The organism is Pseudomonas alloputida (genome assembly GCF_021283545.2).
Lineage (GTDB): Bacteria > Pseudomonadota > Gammaproteobacteria > Pseudomonadales > Pseudomonadaceae > Aquipseudomonas > Aquipseudomonas alloputida.
Genome location: NZ_CP128540.1, coordinates 4,203,514 through 4,219,980, shown reverse-complemented (window position 1 = coordinate 4,219,980; position 16,467 = coordinate 4,203,514). Strand labels below are relative to the sequence as shown.

Genomic DNA, 16,467 nt, shown 5'->3' with positions numbered 1-16,467 from the left:
GCTTCAGGGCCAATCGATTCATCGCCCACGCAACCGCTTGTACAGTGTGGTGCGGCTGATACCAAGTCGGCGGGCCACCGCCGACAGGTTGCCATTGGCTTGCTCGACCAGGCTCTGCAGGTCCGTCTCTTCAGTCGCTATCGGCACCGGTGTTTTCGACTCGGCCAGAAAGCCCGCTGGAAGGTGCTCGACGCCGACCGGCCCGTTGGCCGCCAGGGCCAACGCGACCTGTAGCACGCTCACCAGTTCGCGCAGGTTGCCCGGCCAGGGGTGTTGATCGAACAGGTCGATAATGGCCGGCGGCAGCCGCGCAGGTTGCCCGGGCTCGCGGTAGCGGGCATGCACCTGCTCAATCAGCTGGCGCCGGTCAGCGCGTTCGCGCAGGGGAGGCAGCACCAGCGTCAGGCCGGCGATGCGGTAGTACAGGTCCTGGCGAAAGCGCCCGGCGCGCACTTCGTCGGCCAGGTTGCGATTGCTCGCCGACACCACGCGGATATCCACCGGCACCGGTTCGCCACTGCCCAGCGGCTGGATGCTGCGCGACTGCAGTACGCGCAGCAGGCGGGCCTGGGTGGGCAGTGGCATGTCGCCAATCTCATCCAGAAACAGGATGCCGTGGTCGGCCTTGCGGATCAGTCCCGGGTTGCCCTTGTGGTGGGCGCCGGTGAACGCGCCTTTGTCATAGCCGAACAGTTCCGACTCCACCAGTTCGGCCGGGATCGCCGCACAGTTTACGGCGACCAGCGGCTGCCTGGCGCGGCTGCTGGCCCGGTGCAGGGCGTCGACGAACACTTCTTTGCCTACGCCTGTTTCGCCCTCGACCAACACCGGGATGTCCTTTTCCAATAGCAGGCCGGCTTGTATCAAGGCTTTTTCCAGGCGCGGCTCGGCACTGCCGGCTTCGGGGCGGCGAGTGGTTTCGCGTGGGGGGTGCCACTGGCAGTGAAAGCGGTTGCGCCCGGTGGCCTGCAGAGCGAAGGGCTGTTGTCGGGGATGGCTGAGCAGCTGTTGCAGGGGTAACTGGAACAGTTGCTCGATGTTTTGCTGCAGCGGGTTTACGCCAAGCAGGCTATCGGCCCGGTGGTTGGCGGCCAAAACCTGCCCGCGTTCATCGAACACCAGCAAGCCGGCCCAAGGGCTGTCGAGGTTGTCGGAGGCGCTGTTGAAGATCAGTTGTGCATGCTGGTCAGCATGTTCGGCGAGGATCAGGCGGTTTTCCAGGCTCTGGCCCATCATGCGCACCAGCCCAAGCGTCTGGCTGGCCGGCAGGTAGCCGTCGCTGGCTACGTCGAGCGCCCCGACCAGCTGCCGTGCGGCGTCGAACAGGGGGGCGGCGGCGCTGGACATGTAGCGGTTCTGGCGCAGGAAGTGTTCGTCCTGGCCGACGTGAACCGCTTCGGCGCAAATCAGTGTGGTGCCCAGGGCATTGGTGCCGACGCCACGTTCGTGCCAATGGGCGCCGGCGCTGAAACCATGGTGCTGGCGCGGTTCGATGAAACGCCGCGAGCCCCAGCTGTCGAGCAGGCAGCCGCTGGCATCGGCCAGCATTACCAGGTAGCTGGCGTTACCCAAGAGGTGCGCATAGTGCGGTAGCACTTCCTCGCGGGTCAGGCGCAGCAGGTTTTGGCGCCGCTCCAGCAGGGCACTGAGCTCGGCGCGGGACAGGCAGTCAAAGTCTGGCGCATGCTGCGGCTGCAGGCCGTGGGCGCGGCAGCGGTCCCAGGACGCCTGGATCAGTTGGGTGTGGGTCGAAGCGGATGCGGCCATGGGCCTGTCCTGTGTGATTGTTGTCATGGGTCGACCGCCGTTCAGTGTTGTTCACGGCTGTTCATTGTCAAACTGGCCAGTGTCCAGTTGTGCAGTGATTGTGTTCACGTGCGAGCCCGCGATTTGCCAGCGCTGCCACCCAGGCCCCGAACCAGAGCATCGGGCAAGGACTGGCACGGAACTGGCTGTACCCGGCAGACAACAATCACAAAAAGGCCACGCCATGTCCCTGGTGCTGGAGCAGGTCAGCCGTAGCGTCGACAACCAGCCGTGGATCGTCGATGCGTCACTGCGTTTCGAGCCCGGCTCGTTCAATGTGCTGCTGGGGCGCACCCTGGCCGGCAAGACCAGCCTGATGCGCCTGATGGCCGGGCTGGACCGTCCGGACCGAGGGCGGGTGCTGATGGATGGCCAGGACGTCACCGGTGTGCCGGTGCGCCAGCGCAATGTGTCGATGGTGTATCAGCAATTCATCAATTACCCGACCTTGAGCGTGTACGAAAACATCGCCTCGCCGCTGCGCCAGGCGCGCATGGCCGAGGACCAGATCCGGCGGCGGGTGCAGGAAACTGCCGAGATGCTGCGCATCGAAACCTACCTGCAACGCCTGCCACTGGAGCTCTCCGGTGGCCAGCAGCAACGCACGGCGATGGCCAGGGCACTGGTCAAGGATGCCTCGTTGATCCTCTTCGACGAGCCATTGGTCAACCTCGACTACAAGTTGCGCGAAGGCCTGCGCCAGGAGCTGCGCGAGCTGTTCGCGGCGCGCCATTGCATTGCTGTGTACGCCACCACCGAGCCCAACGAGGCGCTGGCGCTGGGCGGCACCACCACCCTTGTGCACGAAGGCCGTATCGTGCAGAGCGGGCCCACCGCCGAGGTCTATCAGCGACCCAGCAGCGTGCTGGCTGCCGAGCTGTTTTCCGAGCCGCCGATCAACCTGGTGTCTGGCCGTATCACGGGTAACGAGGTAAGCCTGGCCCAGACCGTGCACTTTGCCCGCAATGCCGACCTGGAGCCGCTGGCCGAGGGTGACTACCGCTTCGGCGTGCGCCCCAGCCATATCGCGCTGGTGCCTGCCCACGACGATGACCTGGAGCTGGCGGTACTGGTGGAGTTGGCCGAGATCAGTGGGTCAGAAACATTTCTGCATGTGCGCAACGAATACTGGCGCATGGTGCTGCACCTTCCCGGGGTTCACGAGTACCAGGTGGACACGCCGATACGCGTGTTCATCCCCACGCACAAGCTGTTCGTTTTCGACAGCGCCGGGCTGTTGGTGCAGGCCCCGGGGCTGCGCCAGGCGAGGAGAGGGTGATGGCCGAAATCCGCCTGCGCCAGCTGGCGCACAGTTACAGCCGCCAGCCCGCCAGCGAGGCAGACTATGCCCTGCACGCACTCGAACATGTGTGGGAACAGGGCGGTGCCTATGCGTTGCTCGGGCCGTCGGGCTGCGGCAAGTCGACCTTGCTCAATATCATTTCCGGGCTGCTGACGCCGTCTCATGGCGAGGTGCTGTTCGACGGCAAGCCGGTCAACCAGCTGTCCCCGCAGGCGCGCAATATCGCCCAGGTGTTTCAGTTCCCGGTGGTGTACGACACCATGACGGTGTTCGACAACCTGGCCTTCCCCTTGCGCAACCAGGGGCTCGATGAAGCCCGGGTGCGTGCCCGGGTGGAAGAAATTGCCGAAGTGCTCGAACTGACTGCCGTGTTGCGCAAGAAGGCACGCAACCTCACCGCCGATGAAAAGCAGAAAGTCTCCATGGGGCGTGGCCTGGTGCGCGATGACGTGTCGGCGATCCTGTTCGACGAGCCGCTGACGGTGATCGACCCGCATCTGAAGTGGAAGCTGCGGCGCAAGCTGAAGCAGATCCATGAGCAGTTCAACATCACCATGATCTACGTCACCCACGACCAGTTGGAGGCCTCGACCTTCGCCGACAAGATCGCGGTGATGCACGGCGGACGCATCGTCCAGTTCGGCACACCGCGCGAGCTGTTCGAGCGACCGCGGCATACGTTCGTTGGTTATTTCATCGGTAGCCCGGGCATGAACTTGATCGACGTGCGTGCCGAGGCGGGCGCAGTGGTGTTCGGCGATGTCCAGCTGGTGCTGCCCGATGGCCTGTGCGAGCGCCTGGCCTCACTGGCGGGCGGGCGGCTGCAGGTGGGCATTCGCCCGGAGTTCGTGCAGCTATGGGACAGCCCGTTCGAGGGGGCCTACCCGGCGCGGGTGCTGGACGTCGAAGACCTGGGTACCTATCGCATCGTCACCCTCGAACTGGGCGGTGTCGCGCTCAAGGCGCGGCTGGGCGAGGACCGCCCGTTGCCTGTGGACCAGACCTGGGTCAGCCTGCCGGCGCAGTGGCTGATGCTGTATGTCGACGATGTGCTGCTGGAGACCGGGCCATGAACAACAAGGTGTCGAACAACAAGGCCTGGTGGCTGGTGCTGCCGGTGTTCCTGCTGGTCGCGTTCAGCGCGGTGGTGCCGATGATGACGGTGGTCAACTACTCGGTGCAGGACATCTTCGACCAGTCCAGCCGCTACTTCGTCGGTGCCGACTGGTACCGCCAGGTGCTGCGCGACCCGGCGCTGCACGACGCATTGCTGCGCCAGTTCATTTACTCGGCCTGCGTCCTGCTGATCGAAATTCCATTGGGTATAGGCATCGCTCTGGCCATGCCAACCAAAGGCCGCATGGCCTCGGTGTGCCTGATCGTCATGGCTATCCCGTTGCTGATCCCGTGGAACGTGGTCGGCACTATCTGGCAGATTTTCGGCCGTGCCGATATCGGCCTGCTCGGCGCTTCCCTGGCCAAGCTCGGGGTCAGCTACAACTACGCCGGTGACCCGTTCGACGCCTGGCTCACCGTGCTGGTGATGGATGTGTGGCACTGGACTTCGTTGGTGGCTTTGCTGTGCTATTCGGGGCTGCGTGCGATCCCCGACGTGTACTACCAGGCCGCGCGCATCGATCGGGCCTCGGGCTGGGCGGTGTTTCGCCATATCCAGCTGCCCAAGCTCAAGAACGTGCTGGTGATCGCGTTGATGCTGCGCTTCATGGACAGTTTCATGATCTACACCGAACCGTTCGTGCTGACCGGCGGCGGGCCAGGCAATGCGACCACGTTCCTCAGCCAGACCCTCACGCGTATGGCTGTAGGGCAGTTCGACCTGGGGCCGGCGGCAGCGTTTTCACTGGTGTACTTCCTGATCATCCTGCTGGTGTCGTGGCTGTTCTACACAGCCATGACCCATGCCGACAAGGACTAGGCCATGAGCACACGCAAATCAATGGCCCTGCTGCTGTACTTCTTCTTCCTGCTGGTGCCGATCTACTGGTTGCTGAACATGTCGTTCAAGAGCAACGCCGAGATCCTTGGCGGCCTGACCCTGTGGCCGCAGGCGTTCACGCTCGACAACTACCGAGTGATCTTCACCGACGCCAGCTGGTACAGCGGCTACATCAACTCGCTGTACTATGTGTGCCTGAACACGCTGATTTCACTGCTCGTGGCGTTGCCCGCGGCCTATGCGTTCTCGCGCTACCGCTTTCTCGGCGACCGCCACCTGTTCTTCTGGCTGCTGACCAACCGCATGGCGCCACCGGCGGTGTTCCTGCTGCCGTTCTTCCAGTTGTACTCGTCGATCGGGCTGTTCGATACCCACATTGCCGTGGCGCTGGCCCATTGCCTGTTCAACGTACCGCTGGCGGTGTGGATCCTGGAGGGTTTCATGTCGGGCGTGCCAAGGGAAATCGACGAAACCGCCTACATCGACGGCTACAGTTTTCCGCGCTTCTTCGTGAAGATCTTCATACCGCTGATTGGCTCCGGCATCGGCGTCACGGCGTTTTTCTGTTTCATGTTCTCCTGGGTCGAACTGCTGCTGGCGCGCACCCTGACCTCGGTGAATGCCAAGCCGATTGCCGCGGTGATGACCCGCACGGTGTCGGCATCGGGCATCGACTGGGGTGTGCTGGCGGCGGCGGGGGTGCTGACCATCTTGCCGGGCATGCTGGTGATCTGGTTCGTGCGCAATCATGTGGCCAAGGGCTTCGCCCTGGGCCGGGTGTGAGGAGGGCAGCGCATGGAGTGGATGGCCTGGACCCTGCCGACAGCGCTGTTCTTCGCCGCTGTGGGCCTGTTGCTGCTGGGCATGACCCTGCTTGAACTGCGTCGCCCCTGCGTAGAGCGACGGGGCTTTTTGCCGCTGGTCACCAGCCGTGGTGACCGTTTGTTTATCGGCCTGCTGGCCAGCGCCTACCTGCACCTGCTGGTGGTCGGTGTCAGCGACTGGCCATTGTGGGTGGCCTCGCTGCTGTCGCTGGCGTGGCTGGCGGTGGTGTTGCGCTGGGGCTGAGCGAGCGGCCCTGTGGGATAACTGAAACGGGAGATCACAATGTTCGACAACAAACACAACAGGCGACATTTGACCCTGGCCGCGTTGCTGGTACTGGCCAGCGTGCAAGGCACAGCCTGGGCCGACCAGTACGAAGAGGCGGCAAAGAAATGGATCGGCAGCGAGTTCAAGCCTTCGACCCTTACCCCCGAACAGCAGTTGGCCGAATTGCAGTGGTTCATCAAGGCAGCCGAGCCGTTTCGCGGGATGAAGATCAATGTTGTGTCGGAAACCATCACCACCCATGAATACGAATCCAAGGTGCTGGCCAAGGCTTTCAGTGAGATCACCGGCATCCAGCTGACCCACGACCTGCTGCAGGAAGGCGACGTGGTGGAAAAACTGCAGACGCAGATGCAGTCGGACAAGAACATCTATGACGGCTGGGTCAACGACTCCGACCTGATCGGTACGCACTTTCGCTACGGCAAAGTGGAATCGATCACCGACCTGATGGCCAACGAGGGCAAAGCCTATACTTCGCCGACCCTCGACCTGAAGGACTTCATCGGTATTTCCTTCACCACCGCGCCTGATGGCAAGGTCTACCAACTGCCCGACCAGCAGTTCGCCAACCTGTACTGGTTCCGCGCCGACTGGTTCGAGCGGCCGGAGTTGAAGGCCAGGTTCAAAGAGAAGTACGGCTATGAACTGGGGGTGCCAGTGAACTGGTCGGCGTACGAGGACATTGCCAAGTTCTTCACCGAAGACGTCAAGGAGATCGACGGCAAGCGCGTCTACGGGCACATGGACTACGGAAAGAAAGACCCGTCACTGGGCTGGCGCTTCACCGATGCCTGGTTCTCGATGGCCGGCGGCGGCGACAAGGGCCTGCCCAATGGTTTGCCGGTCGATGAATGGGGCATTCGCGTGGAGGACTGCCATCCGGTGGGTTCCAGCGTGACCCGCGGCGGCGATACCAATGGGCCGGCCGCCGTCTATGCCACGCAGAAGTACGTGGACTGGATGCGTGCTTACGCGCCCAAGGAAGCGCAGGGCATGACATTCTCCGAAGCCGGCCCTGTGCCGGCGCAAGGCAACATTGCCCAGCAGATATTCTGGTACACCGCATTCACCGCCGACATGACAAAGCCCGGCTTGCCGGTCGTGAATGCCGACGGCACGCCGAAGTGGCGCATGGCGCCTTCACCGAAGGGGCCTTACTGGGAAGAGGGGATGAAACTCGGCTACCAGGACACTGGCTCGTGGACCTTCTTCAAGTCCACCCCCGAGAAGCAACGCTTGGCGGCGTGGCTGTACGCCCAGTTCGTCACCTCAAAGACCGTATCGCTGAAAAAGACCATCGTCGGCCTGACGCCGATTCGTGAGTCGGACATCAACTCCCAGGCCATGACCGAGTTGGCGCCCAAGCTCGGTGGGCTGGTGGAGTTCTATCGCAGCCCTGCACGGGTGCAGTGGACGCCGACCGGCACCAACGTGCCGGACTACCCGCGGCTGGCGCAGCTGTGGTGGAGCCATATCGCCGAAGTCGCCAGTGGCGAAAAGACCCCGCAGGAAGCCCTGGATGGGCTGGCCCGCGACCAGGACCGCATGATGGAGCGCCTGCAACGCTCCAATGCCCAGGCGACGTGTGCACCCAAGTTGAATCCGGAGAAGGACGCCCAGTACTGGTTCGACCAGCCGGGTGCGCCGAAAGCCAAGCTGGCCAACGAAAAGCCCATGGGCGAGACAGTCAGCTACAACGAACTGCTGAAGTCCTGGGAGGCGGCCAGGAAGTGATCGGCTGAACGCCGGGGTGGTTTCACCGACCGCGGGGGCCGTGCAACCGCTCGCTCGCGAAGTGGCCACTAGTCACGGGCAAAAAAAACGGCACCTGCAAAGGTGCCGTTTTCGCATCACGCAGTATTACTTGTGCAGCTCTTCTGCCGCATACAGCGTGTTCTCCAGCAGGCACGCCCGGGTCATCGGCCCGACGCCGCCCGGCACCGGTGTGATCCAGCCGGCGCGGGGCAGGGCAGTCTCGTAGACCACGTCGCCGACCAGCTTGCCGTCTTCCTGGCGGTTGATGCCCACGTCGATGACGATGGCGCCTTCCTTGACCCACTCACCCTTGACCAGGCCCGGCTTGCCGGCAGCCACGACCACCAGGTCGGCACGCCCGACGTGGCCGGCCAGGTCCTTGGTGAAGCGGTGGCAGACGGTCACGGTGCAGCCGGCCAGCAGCAGTTCCATGGCCATCGGGCGGCCAACGATGTTGGACGCGCCGACGATCACCGCGTTCATGCCGTACAGGTCCTGGCCGGTGCTTTCCAGCAGGGTCATGATGCCTTTCGGTGTGCACGGGCGCAGCAGTGGAATACGCTGGGCCAGGCGGCCGATGTTGTACGGGTGGAAGCCGTCCACATCCTTGTCCGGGCGAATGCGCTCGAGCAGCAACGAGGCGTCCAGGTGTGCCGGCAGCGGCAGTTGCAACAGGATGCCGTCGACGGCCGGGTCGTCATTGAGACGGTCGATCAGCTCGGTCAGGGCTTGTTGCGTGGTCTCGCTGGGCAGGTCGAAAGCCTGCGAAATGAAGCCGACCTCTTCGCAGTCCTTGCGCTTGTGCGAGACATAGACTTGGGAGGCGGGGTCGGTGCCGACCAGGATCACTGCCAGGCCCGGCGTACGCAGGCCTTGCTGGCGACGCTCCACGACACGTTGAGCGATCTGCTGGCGCAGGCTGGCGGCGATAGCCTTGCCATCGATTAGGTGTGCAGTCATAGACGCGTGATTAACCATCGAGAAGGAACAATAAAGAACGTGCATTCTCGCACGACATGGGCCAAGGGCAAAGGCGGGTGGTCGGGCAAATCCTCTAACCCCTTAAATAATTTAAATTTTTTCGAAAAAGGTGTTGACGACTTTCGGGGTCGACTATAAGATTCGCCGCACTTGTCGGGCACAGCCTAGCACTGGTTGGCTAAGTCGGGCAGAATGAGTGGTTTAACAGTTTCTTGTTAGCGTCTCGTTCGGTTAGGCTTCAAGCTTAAGCGCCCGTAGCTCAGCTGGATAGAGCATCCGCCTTCTAAGCGGATGGTCGCAGGTTCGAGTCCTGCCGGGTGCGCCATTAGGCAGCTTTGGCAAGCAAGTAGGCTGTAATGCAATATGGTGGGCGTAGCTCAGTTGGTAGAGCGCTGGATTGTGATTCCAGTTGTCATGGGTTCGATTCCCATCGTCCACCCCATATTTTTCAAGGGCGCCTCGATAGCATCTGGCGCCTTTGTTTTAAGCGTTACGCGGACGTGGTGAAATTGGTAGACACACTGGATTTAGGTTCCAGCGGCGCAAGCTGTAAGAGTTCGAGTCTCTTCGTCCGCACCATGCTTCTGTAAGGTTGTACCGCAAGACCGCAATATGGTGGGCGTAGCTCAGTTGGTAGAGCGCTGGATTGTGATTCCAGTTGTCGTGGGTTCGATTCCCATCGTCCACCCCATATTCCTGAAAGGCGCCTTGATCGTGAGATCGGGCGCCTTTTTGTTTTGGGTCTGCGTAGCGGTGATGAGCCGCGCCCCAGCCAAAACACCTCCTGCCCCTTGTAATCCACTGGTGGCACCCCAATAAAAGCTGTTAGATTTCAGCCGGTTGAAACACCGGCCCGTTTGGCCGGCAAAGGACACCACGATGATTGCAAAAGAAGCCCGTCAGGCCCTGGCGCTGCAGCGCTTTGCCGAAGCCAATCCGCAGTTGCTCGAGGAGATCCGCGAGCTGGATGCGCGTGAGCAGGCCCAGCAAATCGAGTGGGCGTTCGAGGATGCCGCCGAGGAACAGGGTATTGAGCCTTGGGAGCTGGCGCTGCAATTGATTGCCGAATCCCCGGAGCAGCTGCAGGCCATGCGCCTGGAAACGCACCGTGAAGTGGCCGAGGCGCTGGGGCTGGAATGGGAGGAGTACTGCCAGTTCAACGACATTGATCCTGAATAAAGGAAGCGAATGCGTTGCGGGTAGTTGTTTGACAAAGTATTTCGGCTGCAGGCCGCCCCCGGCGCCGCGCAGCCCCTGTTGGAAGCAGGCCTGGCGCTGTGCCGTGCGGGCCTTGAAAGTTAATCGACCGGCGTTGTTTTCAGTCGTCCCGTGTGGGGTGACTTCTGCTGCGTGACTCACTAGAATGTTTGCCCTTGATTCTGGAGTCGGGCTAACGCCGGCTAACGTCTGTGCAACGAGGAATATCCATGCAAGTTTCTGTTGAAAACACTTCCGCTCTCGAGCGCCGCATGACCATCGCCGTTCCGGCCGAGCGCGTCGAGAACGAAGTCAACAAGCGTCTGCAGCAGACTGCCAAGCGCGCCAAGATTGCGGGCTTCCGTCCTGGTAAAGTACCGATGACCGTGATCCGTCAGCGTTTCGAGGCGGACGCCCGTCAAGAGGCTTTCGGTGACCTGGTCCAGGCCTCCTTCTACGAAGCCATCGTCGAGCAGAAGCTGAACCCGGCTGGCGCCCCGGCTGTAGAGCCCAAGTCCTTCGAAAAGGGCAAGGATCTGGAATTCGTCGCCATCTTCGAAGTGTTCCCTGAGTTCACTGTTGCGGGCCTCGAGTCGATCAAGGTCGAGCGCCTGAGCGCCGAAGTGGCTGACAGTGACCTGGACAACATGCTGGAAGTGCTGCGCAAGCAGAACACCCGCTTCGAGGCCGTCGAGCGCGCTGCGCAGAACGACGACCAGGTCAACATCGACTTCGTCGGCAAGGTCGACGGTGAAGCGTTTGCCGGTGGTTCGGCCAAGGGCACCCTGCTGGTGCTGGGTTCCGGCCGCATGATCCCAGGCTTCGAAGAAGGTCTGGTAGGCGCCAAGGCTGGCGAAGAGCGCGTGGTCAACGTGACCTTCCCAGAGGACTACCAGAACCTGGACCTGGCTGGCAAAGCCGCTGAGTTCACCATCACCGTCAACAGCGTTTCGGCACCTGTACTGCCAGAACTGAACGAAGAGTTCTTCGCCCAGTTCGGCATCAAGGAATCGACGCTGGAAGGCTTCCGCGCCGAAGTTCGCAAGAACATGGAGCGTGAGCTGCGTCAGGCGATCAAGACCAAGGTCAAGAACCAGGTCATGGACGGTCTGCTGGCCGCCAACCCAATCGAAGTGCCAAAAGCCCTGCTGGAAAACGAAGTCAACCGTCTGCGCGTGCAGGCTGTTCAGCAGTTTGGTGGCAACATCAAGCCTGAGCAACTGCCAGTCGAGCTGTTCGAAGAGCAAGCCAAGCGCCGCGTCGTGCTGGGCCTGATCGTGGCCGAAGTGGTCAAGCAGTTCGAGCTGAAGCCGGACGACGCCAAGGTTCGCGAGATGATCGAAGAAATGGCTTCGGCTTACCAGGAGCCTGAGCAGGTCATCGCTTGGTACTACAAGAACGACCAGCAACTGAACGAAGTGCGTTCGGTTGTGCTGGAAGAACAAGTTGTAGATACTGTTCTGCAGAAAGCGACTGTGACCGACAAGTCGGTCTCGTACGAAGAAGCCGTTAAACCAGCCGAGGCGCCTGCCGCTGCTGAGTAACGGTCTTCTCTCGTAGGAAACCTCCACAAGCCAGCCTTCGAGCTGGCTTGTGCGTATTCAAGCCATGACTATTTGGGAGTGAGCGCAGGACATGTCCCGCAATTCTTATATTCAGCAGAGCTCTGACATCCAGGCCGCAGGCGGCCTGGTCCCGATGGTTATCGAGCAGTCCGCCCGTGGCGAACGCGCTTACGACATCTACTCGCGCCTGTTGAAGGAGCGTGTGATCTTCCTGGTTGGCCCGGTAGAGGACTACATGGCCAACCTCGTCGTTGCGCAACTGCTGTTCCTTGAGGCGGAAAACCCGGACAAGGATATCCATCTGTACATCAACTCGCCGGGCGGTTCCGTCACCGCCGGCATGTCGATCTACGACACCATGCAGTTCATCAAGCCGGACGTTTCGACCATCTGCATCGGCCAGGCCTGCAGCATGGGCGCCTTCCTGCTGGCGGCAGGTGCCAAGGGCAAGCGTCATTGCCTGCCTAACTCGCGCGTGATGATCCACCAGCCGCTGGGCGGCTTCCAGGGTCAGGCCACCGATATCGAGATCCACGCCCAGGAAATTCTCAATATCAAGGCCCGTCTGAACGAGCTGCTGGCCTATCACACCGGCCAGGACCTCGAGACCATCAAGCGTGACACCGAGCGTGACAACTTCATGAGCGCCTCGCGCGCAGCCGAGTACGGCCTGATCGACTCGGTCTACGACAAGCGGCAACTGGCCTCCTGAACCGGGGGGTCAGAGCAGGTGGGCGTCGAAAGCGCCTACCTGCGGACTTGAAAAAGCCCGCAATTGCCTTCATCTTGTGTTGCAAGCCTACCGGATTGGATCGATCGAATGACTGACACCCGTAACGGCGAGGACAGCGGCAAATTGCTTTATTGCTCCTTCTGCGGCAAAAGCCAGCACGAAGTGCGCAAACTGATTGCCGGGCCCTCGGTATTTATCTGCGACGAGTGCGTCGACCTGTGCAACGACATCATCCGTGAGGAGGTGCAGGAAGCCCAGGCCGAGAGCAGCGCGCACAAATTGCCTTCGCCGAAAGAAATCAGCGGCATCCTGGACCAGTACGTGATTGGTCAGGAGCGCGCGAAGAAGGTGCTGGCCGTAGCGGTGTACAACCACTACAAGCGCCTGAACCAGCGTGACAAGAAGGGTGACGAAGTCGAACTGGGCAAGAGCAACATCCTGCTCATCGGGCCAACTGGCTCGGGCAAGACCCTGCTCGCCGAAACCCTGGCACGCCTGTTGAACGTACCGTTCACCATTGCTGACGCCACCACCCTGACCGAAGCCGGTTATGTGGGTGAGGACGTCGAGAACATCATCCAGAAGCTGTTGCAGAAGTGCGACTACGACGTGGAAAAGGCCCAGATGGGCATTGTCTACATCGACGAAATCGACAAGATTTCGCGCAAGTCGGACAACCCGTCCATTACCCGTGATGTCTCGGGCGAGGGCGTGCAGCAGGCACTGCTGAAACTGATCGAGGGCACCGTGGCCTCGGTTCCGCCGCAGGGCGGCCGCAAGCACCCGCAACAGGAATTCCTGCAGGTTGATACCCGCAACATCCTGTTCATCTGTGGTGGTGCGTTCTCGGGCCTGGAAAAGGTCATCCAGAACCGTTCCACCAAAGGTGGCATCGGTTTTGGTGCCGAAGTGCGCAGCAAGGAAGAGGGCAAGAAGGTTGGTGAGTCCCTGCGTGAGGTCGAGCCGGACGATCTGGTCAAGTTTGGCCTGATTCCGGAGTTCGTCGGCCGTCTGCCGGTACTGGCTACCCTTGACGAGCTGGATGAGGCTGCGTTGATGCAGATCCTCACCGAGCCGAAGAATGCGCTGACCAAGCAGTATGCCAAGCTGTTCGAGATGGAAAGCGTCGACCTCGAGTTCCGCAGCGATGCGCTCAAGGCCGTTGCACGCAAGGCCCTGGAGCGCAAGACTGGCGCTCGTGGCCTGCGTTCGATCCTCGAAGGCGTGTTGCTCGATACCATGTATGAGATCCCTTCGAAAAAGGATGTCAGCAAGGTGGTTATCGACGAGAGCGTCATTGAGGGCACCTCGCAGCCGCTGATGATCTACGAAAACAGCGAACCGCAAGCCAAGGCCGCGCCAGACGCCTGATTCAGGCAATGGCCGGTTCTCGGTTGCAAGCAAGAGGGGGCCTACGGGCCCCTTTCTGCTTTTCCTGTGCAAGCGCTTGTAATTTCCCAAGCGTGCCCCCACATTAGGTCCAAGCATCATTTCCACCGGTTTCCGGCCATAAGGCCGCTGTAGAGGCGAAATCATGAAGACCACCCTCGACTTGCCTCTTTTGCCATTGCGCGATGTCGTTGTTTACCCGCACATGGTTATCCCGCTGTTCGTGGGGCGCGAAAAGTCCATCGAAGCCCTCGAGGCGGCGATGACGGGCGAAAAGCAGATCCTACTGCTGGCCCAGAAGAATCCAGCCGACGACGATCCGGGCGAGGACGCCCTGTACCGCGTCGGTACCGTTGCCACCGTGCTGCAACTGCTGAAGCTGCCTGATGGCACCGTCAAGGTGCTGGTCGAGGGCGAGCAGCGGGGTGCGGTCGAGCGCTTCTCCGAAGTTGAAGGGCACATCCGTGCCGAAGTCTCCCTGATCGACGAAACCGATACTGCCGAGCGCGAGTCGGAAGTGTTCGTGCGCACGCTGCTGTCGCAGTTCGAACAGTACGTTCAGCTGGGCAAGAAGGTGCCAGCCGAAGTGCTGTCTTCGCTGAACAGCATCGACGAGCCAGGGCGCCTGGTCGACACCATGGCCGCGCACATGGCCCTGAAGATCGAGCAGAAGCAGGAAATTCTTGAAATCGTCGACTTGACTACCCGTGTCGAGCACGTGCTGGCGCTGCTGGATGCCGAAATCGACCTCCTGCAGGTCGAAAAGCGCATTCGCGGCCGGGTCAAGAAGCAGATGGAGCGCAGCCAGCGCGAGTACTACCTGAATGAGCAGATGAAGGCCATTCAGAAAGAACTTGGCGATGGTGACGAAGGCCACAATGAAGTCGAAGAGCTGAAAAAGCGCATCGAAGCCGCAGGTCTCCCTAAGGATGCCTTGGCCAAGGCTCAGGCGGAGCTGAACAAGCTCAAGCAAATGTCTCCGATGTCGGCCGAAGCTACCGTGGTGCGCTCGTACCTCGACTGGTTGGTGCAGGTGCCGTGGAAGGCTCAGAGCAAGGTGCGTCTGGACCTGGCCAAGGCCGAGGAAATCCTCGATGCCGACCACTATGGCCTGGAAGAGGTCAAGGAACGCATCCTCGAGTACCTTGCCGTGCAGAAGCGCGTCAAGAAGATCCGCGGTCCGGTGCTGTGCCTGGTCGGGCCACCCGGCGTCGGCAAGACCTCGCTGGCCGAGTCGATCGCTGCCGCCACCAACCGCAAGTTCGTGCGCATGGCCCTGGGTGGCGTGCGTGACGAGGCCGAGATCCGTGGCCACCGCCGTACCTACATTGGCTCCATGCCGGGTCGCCTGATCCAGAAGATGACCAAGGTGGGTGTGCGCAACCCGTTGTTCCTGCTGGACGAAATCGACAAGATGGGCAGCGACATGCGCGGCGACCCAGCCTCGGCACTGCTGGAAGTGCTCGACCCTGAGCAGAACCACAACTTCAACGACCACTACCTGGAGGTCGACTACGACCTCTCGGACGTGATGTTCCTGTGCACCTCGAACTCGATGAACATCCCGCCGGCGCTGCTGGACCGGATGGAAGTCATCCGTCTGCCTGGCTACACCGAGGACGAAAAGATCAACATCGCGGTCAAGTACCTGGTGCCCAAGCAGGTCAAGGCCAACGGCTTGAAGAAAGAAGAGCTGGAAGTCGACGTCTCGGCGATTCGCGACATCATCCGCTACTACACCCGTGAAGCCGGTGTGCGGGGTCTGGAGCGGCAAATTGCCAAGGTCTGCCGCAAGGTGGTCAAGGAACATACCGGGCAGAAGCAGGTCAAGGTCAAGGTGGCCAGCGAGCAGCTGGAGCACCTGCTGGGCGTGCGCAAGTTCCGCTATGGCCTGGCCGAGCAGCAGGACCAGATCGGCCAGGTAACCGGCCTGGCCTGGACCCAGGTGGGCGGCGAGTTGCTGACCATCGAGGCCGTGGTCATCCCCGGCAAGGGCCAGTTGATCAAGACCGGCTCGCTGGGCGATGTCATGGTCGAGTCGATTACCGCCGCGCAGACCGTGGTGCGCAGCCGCGCCCGCAGCCTGGGGATTGCCGCCGACTTCCACGAGAAGCATGACGTGCACATTCACATGCCTGAGGGCGCCACGCCGAAGGACGGCCCAAGTGCCGGTATCGGAATGTGCACCGCACTGGTGTCGGCGCTGACGCAGATCCCGGTACGTGCCGATGTGGCCATGACCGGCGAAATCACCTTGCGTGGCCAGGTATTGGCCATTGGCGGGCTGAAGGAAAAACTGCTGGCGGCACACCGTGGCGGGATCAAGACGGTGATCATTCCCGAGGAAAATGTTCGCGATCTCAAGGAGATTCCTGAAAATATCAAACAGGATCTTCAGATCAAACCGGTCAAATGGATTGACGAAGTCCTGCAAATTGCGCTGCAATACGCCCCGGAGCCCTTGCCAGATGTGGCTCCGGAGATTGTCGCGAAAGACGAGAAGCGCGACGGCGATGCTAAGGAAAGAATCAGCACGCATTAGTAGTTTTTGGCTGGGGGGCTTTCCTTGACAGTATTTTCGGCGCCTTGCTATAAAGCGGCACGTTATTGTCGCCATGCCTCCCAGCACACGTTTCATAAGCTTTTCATTACATACTTAGAAACAAAC

At 61.2% G+C, this 16,467-nt stretch carries 13 protein-coding genes and 4 tRNA genes; 15 read left to right on the top strand and 2 right to left on the bottom strand.

Annotated features, from left to right (window positions below; translation table 11 throughout):
- Nucleotides 1-18 precede the first annotated feature (18 nt).
- A complete protein-coding gene (locus tag LU682_RS19545; protein ID WP_049587530.1) occupies nt 19-1,767 on the bottom strand; it encodes a sigma-54-dependent Fis family transcriptional regulator in 1,749 nt (582 codons plus the stop codon).
- A 223-nt stretch (nt 1,768-1,990) separates the two neighbouring features.
- On the opposite strand from LU682_RS19545, the gene LU682_RS19540 reads away from it, so the two are divergent.
- Genes LU682_RS19540 through LU682_RS19515 form a run of 6 tightly spaced genes read left to right on the top strand, consistent with a single transcriptional unit; the run spans nt 1,991 to nt 7,913 of the window.
- A complete protein-coding gene (locus LU682_RS19540; RefSeq protein ID WP_010953236.1) occupies nt 1,991-3,085 on the top strand; it encodes an ABC transporter ATP-binding protein in 1,095 nt (364 codons plus the stop codon).
- Nucleotides 3,085-4,182, top strand: a complete 1,098-nt coding sequence (locus tag LU682_RS19535; protein WP_010953237.1) for an ABC transporter ATP-binding protein — start codon at nt 3,085-3,087, stop codon at nt 4,180-4,182. Before LU682_RS19540 ends, LU682_RS19535 begins: the two co-directional genes overlap by 1 nt.
- Nucleotides 4,179-5,045, top strand: a complete 867-nt coding sequence (locus LU682_RS19530) for a carbohydrate ABC transporter permease (protein ID WP_049587533.1) — start codon at nt 4,179-4,181, stop codon at nt 5,043-5,045. Before LU682_RS19535 ends, LU682_RS19530 begins: the two co-directional genes overlap by 4 nt.
- Nucleotides 5,046-5,048: 3 nt before the next feature.
- Nucleotides 5,049-5,849, top strand: a complete 801-nt coding sequence (locus tag LU682_RS19525) for a carbohydrate ABC transporter permease (RefSeq protein WP_003250228.1) — start codon at nt 5,049-5,051, stop codon at nt 5,847-5,849.
- Between the two features lie 12 nt (nt 5,850-5,861).
- On the top strand, nt 5,862-6,134 hold the full coding sequence (locus LU682_RS19520) for a DUF2160 domain-containing protein (protein ID WP_003250230.1): 273 nt from the start codon (nt 5,862-5,864) through the stop codon (nt 6,132-6,134).
- 39 nt (nt 6,135-6,173) lie between these two features.
- On the top strand, nt 6,174-7,913 hold the full coding sequence (locus tag LU682_RS19515; RefSeq protein ID WP_003250232.1) for an ABC transporter substrate-binding protein: 1,740 nt from the start codon (nt 6,174-6,176) through the stop codon (nt 7,911-7,913).
- Nucleotides 7,914-8,039: 126 nt separating this feature from the next.
- Here the strand turns inward: LU682_RS19515 and folD are convergent, their stop codons facing one another.
- On the bottom strand, nt 8,040-8,894 hold the full coding sequence (gene folD / locus LU682_RS19510; protein WP_003250234.1) for a bifunctional methylenetetrahydrofolate dehydrogenase/methenyltetrahydrofolate cyclohydrolase FolD: 855 nt from the start codon (nt 8,892-8,894) through the stop codon (nt 8,040-8,042).
- Nucleotides 8,895-9,163: 269 nt separating this feature from the next.
- On the opposite strand from folD, the gene LU682_RS19505 reads away from it, so the two are divergent.
- From LU682_RS19505 to lon, 9 genes are all read left to right on the top strand, one after another.
- A tRNA-Arg gene (locus LU682_RS19505) sits at nt 9,164-9,240 on the top strand.
- A 41-nt stretch (nt 9,241-9,281) separates the two neighbouring features.
- Nucleotides 9,282-9,357 (top strand) — tRNA-His (locus tag LU682_RS19500).
- A 52-nt stretch (nt 9,358-9,409) separates the two neighbouring features.
- Nucleotides 9,410-9,494 (top strand) — tRNA-Leu (locus tag LU682_RS19495).
- A gap of 36 nt (nt 9,495-9,530) precedes the next feature.
- Nucleotides 9,531-9,606, top strand: a tRNA-His gene (locus LU682_RS19490).
- Nucleotides 9,607-9,794: 188 nt separating this feature from the next.
- Nucleotides 9,795-10,094 carry a DUF6388 family protein gene (locus tag LU682_RS19485; RefSeq protein WP_020190960.1) on the top strand — a complete coding sequence of 100 codons (300 nt, stop codon included), beginning with the start codon at nt 9,795-9,797 and terminating at the stop codon, nt 10,092-10,094.
- A gap of 248 nt (nt 10,095-10,342) precedes the next feature.
- Nucleotides 10,343-11,656, top strand: a complete 1,314-nt coding sequence (gene tig / locus LU682_RS19480) for a trigger factor (protein WP_014753846.1) — start codon at nt 10,343-10,345, stop codon at nt 11,654-11,656.
- A gap of 91 nt (nt 11,657-11,747) precedes the next feature.
- A complete protein-coding gene (gene clpP / locus LU682_RS19475; protein ID WP_003259400.1) occupies nt 11,748-12,389 on the top strand; it encodes an ATP-dependent Clp endopeptidase proteolytic subunit ClpP in 642 nt (213 codons plus the stop codon).
- Between the two features lie 108 nt (nt 12,390-12,497).
- Entirely contained in the window at nt 12,498-13,781 is a 1,284-nt protein-coding gene (gene clpX, locus LU682_RS19470) for an ATP-dependent Clp protease ATP-binding subunit ClpX (protein WP_003250242.1), read from the top strand.
- Between the two features lie 163 nt (nt 13,782-13,944).
- The gene (gene lon, locus LU682_RS19465) at nt 13,945-16,341 is read left to right on the top strand and encodes an endopeptidase La (RefSeq protein WP_010953272.1); all 2,397 of its coding nucleotides are present in this window, start codon (nt 13,945-13,947) and stop codon (nt 16,339-16,341) included.
- Nucleotides 16,342-16,467: the final 126 nt, after the last annotated feature.

Excerpts from the sequence above, each read along its gene's own strand:
- lon (WP_010953272.1), top strand. The coding sequence starts at position 13,945 with ATGAAGACCACCCTCGACTTGCCTCTTTTGCCATTGCGCGATGTCGTT.
- LU682_RS19545 (WP_049587530.1), bottom strand. The coding sequence starts at position 1,767 with ATGGCCGCATCCGCTTCGACCCACACCCAACTGATCCAGGCGTCCTGG.
- LU682_RS19530 (WP_049587533.1), top strand. The coding sequence starts at position 4,179 with ATGAACAACAAGGTGTCGAACAACAAGGCCTGGTGGCTGGTGCTGCCG.
- LU682_RS19540 (WP_010953236.1), top strand. The coding sequence starts at position 1,991 with ATGTCCCTGGTGCTGGAGCAGGTCAGCCGTAGCGTCGACAACCAGCCG.
- LU682_RS19520 (WP_003250230.1), top strand. The coding sequence starts at position 5,862 with ATGGAGTGGATGGCCTGGACCCTGCCGACAGCGCTGTTCTTCGCCGCT.
- LU682_RS19535 (WP_010953237.1), top strand. The coding sequence starts at position 3,085 with ATGGCCGAAATCCGCCTGCGCCAGCTGGCGCACAGTTACAGCCGCCAG.
- tig (WP_014753846.1), top strand. The coding sequence starts at position 10,343 with ATGCAAGTTTCTGTTGAAAACACTTCCGCTCTCGAGCGCCGCATGACC.
- LU682_RS19515 (WP_003250232.1), top strand. The coding sequence starts at position 6,174 with ATGTTCGACAACAAACACAACAGGCGACATTTGACCCTGGCCGCGTTG.
- clpP (WP_003259400.1), top strand. The coding sequence starts at position 11,748 with ATGTCCCGCAATTCTTATATTCAGCAGAGCTCTGACATCCAGGCCGCA.
- folD (WP_003250234.1), bottom strand. The coding sequence starts at position 8,894 with ATGACTGCACACCTAATCGATGGCAAGGCTATCGCCGCCAGCCTGCGC.
- clpX (WP_003250242.1), top strand. The coding sequence starts at position 12,498 with ATGACTGACACCCGTAACGGCGAGGACAGCGGCAAATTGCTTTATTGC.
- LU682_RS19525 (WP_003250228.1), top strand. The coding sequence starts at position 5,049 with ATGAGCACACGCAAATCAATGGCCCTGCTGCTGTACTTCTTCTTCCTG.
- LU682_RS19485 (WP_020190960.1), top strand. The coding sequence starts at position 9,795 with ATGATTGCAAAAGAAGCCCGTCAGGCCCTGGCGCTGCAGCGCTTTGCC.